At 63.5% G+C, this 2639-nt stretch carries 1 protein-coding gene; it reads left to right on the plus strand.

What is annotated here, in order from left to right; genetic code table 11:
• Positions 1-2639: glutamate synthase central domain-containing protein (locus tag EN750_RS28275; RefSeq protein WP_245482834.1), on the plus strand; the 2639-nt coding region annotated here is incomplete at both ends.

A 2639-nucleotide genomic window follows, 5' to 3' on the forward strand; every position in this document is an offset into this window, starting at 1 on the left:
ATATGAAGGGCGTGAAGTCGCATCAGATCGTCAAGGACGGGCTGGCTGTGCTCGAAAACCTGACGCATCGCGGCGCCGTTGGCGCCGATCCGCTGGTCGGCGATGGCGCCGGCGTGCTGGTGCAGCTTCCCGACCAGTTCTTCCGTGAGGAGATGGCGGCCCAGGGCATCGACCTGCCGCCGGCGGGTCAGTACGGCGTCGGACACTGGTTCATGCCGCAGGACGCGGCCCTTCGCGCCCATATCGAGGACATCATTGTCGAATCGGCGCAATCCGAGGGGCTTCCGCTCATCGGTTTCCGTGACGTGCCCGTCGACAATTCGTCGTTGTCGAAGGCGCCTGACATCGTGGCATCCGAGCCGTTCCACCGGCAGATCTTCATCGGCCGCACGCCAGACATTACCGATGACGAGGAATACGAGGCCAGGCTCTATCTGCTGCGCAAGGTCATATCGGGCCGCATCTACGCCGAGAACGACAACAAGGACATCGGTGCCTATTGCGTGTCGCTGTCGGCGCGCACCATCGTCTACAAGGGCATGTTCCTGGCCTACCAGGTCGGCGCCTATTACAAGGACCTGATCGATCCGCGCTTCGAGACCGCGCTGATCCTCGTCCACCAGCGCTTCTCGACCAACACCTTCCCGTCTTGGAAGCTGGCGCATCCCTACCGCATGGTCGCCCACAATGGCGAGATCAACACCGTGCGCGGCAACAACAACTGGATGGCTGCGCGCCAGGCGTCGGTCGATTCCGAACTGTTCGGCAACAACATCTCGAAGCTGTGGCCGATTTCCTATGACGGCCAGTCCGACACCGCCTGCTTCGACAATGCGCTCGAGTTCCTGTTCCAGGGCGGGTACAGGCTCAGCCATGCCATGATGATGCTGATCCCGGAAGCCTGGGCGGGCAACAAGCTCATGGATGCCGATCGCAAGGCCTTCTACGAATACCATGCGGCACTGATGGAGCCGTGGGATGGACCGGCGGCGGTGGTTTTCACCGATGGCCGCCAGATCGGCGCCACGCTCGACCGCAATGGCCTGCGCCCGGCACGCTACATCGTCACCGATGACGACCGCGTCATCATGGCCTCGGAAGCCGGCGTGCTGCCGGTGCCCGAGGAGAGGATCGTCAAGAAGTGGCGGCTGCAGCCAGGCCGGATGCTGCTGATCGACCTGGAGAAGGGGCGTATCGTCTCCGACGAGGAGCTCAAGTCGGAGATCGCGACCAAGCATCCCTACAAGACCTGGCTCGCCAACACACAGCTCATCCTCGAAGATTTGAAGCCGGTCGAGCCGCGCGCGCTGCGCAAGGATGTCAGCCTGCTCGATCGCCAGCAGGCATTCGGCTATAGCCAGGAAGACACCAAGCTGTTGATGTCGCCGATGGCGACGACAGGCCAGGAGGCGGTGGGCTCGATGGGCACCGACACGCCGATCTCGGCGATGTCGGACAAGTCGAAGCTGCTCTACACCTACTTCAAGCAGAACTTCGCCCAGGTCACCAACCCGCCGATCGATCCGATCCGCGAGGAGCTGGTGATGAGCCTGGTGTCCTTCATCGGGCCGCGGCCCAACATCTTCGACCTGGTCGGCAATTCGCGCCGCAAGCGGCTCGAGGTGCGCCAGCCGATCCTGACCAATGGCGATCTCGAAAAGATCCGTTCCATCGGCCATACCGAGGACCGCTTCGACACCAAGACGATCGACATCACCTATGGCTCGGCCGAAGGGGCCGCGGGCATGCAGGGCGCCATCGACCGCCTGTGCGAGCGGGCGGAGGCGGCGGTCGCCGGCGGCTACAACATCATCATCCTGTCCGACCGCCAGGTCGGGCCGGACCGCATCGCCATCCCGGCGCTGCTGGCTACGGCCGCGGTCCATCATCACCTGATCCGCAAGGGGCTGCGCACCTCGGTCGGCCTCGTCGTCGAATCCGGCGAGCCGCGCGAAGTGCATCATTTCTGCTGCCTTGCCGGCTATGGCGCCGAGGCGATCAACCCGTACCTTGCCTTCGACACGCTGCTCGACATGCACAAGCGTGGCGAACTGCCGAAGGAAGTGGACGCCTACGAGGTCGTTTCGCGCTACATCAAGTCGATCGGCAAGGGCATCCTCAAGGTGATGTCCAAGATGGGCATCTCGACCTACCAGTCCTATTGCGGCGCGCAGATTTTCGACGCCATCGGCCTGAAGACCGATTTCGTGCAGCAATACTTCACCGGCACCGCGACGCTGATCGAAGGCGTCGGCCTGGACGAGATCGCGGCAGAGACGCTCAGCCGCCACAATGACGGTTTCGGCAACGACCCCGTGCTGCGCAACAGCCTCGAGGTCGGCGGCGAATACATGTTCCGCATGCGGGGCGAGGCGCATGTCTGGTCGCCCGACGCAGTCGCCACCTTGCAGCACGCCGTGCGCCAGGGGTCGTGGGAAACGTTCAAGGACTATTCCGCCCAGATCGACAGCGAGACGGCCCGCGCCCAGACCATTCGCGGCCTGTTCAAGATCAAGCTGGCCGGAGAGACCGGCCGCAAGAAGGTGGCGCTCGACGACGTCATGTCAGCGGCCGACATCGTCAAGCGGTTCTCGACCGGGGCGATGTCGTTCGGTTCGATCTCGCGCGAAGCGCATACC

Source organism: Mesorhizobium sp. M7A.F.Ca.ET.027.03.2.1 (assembly GCF_003999175.1).
In the GTDB taxonomy this organism is placed as follows: Bacteria; Pseudomonadota; Alphaproteobacteria; order Rhizobiales; family Rhizobiaceae; genus Mesorhizobium.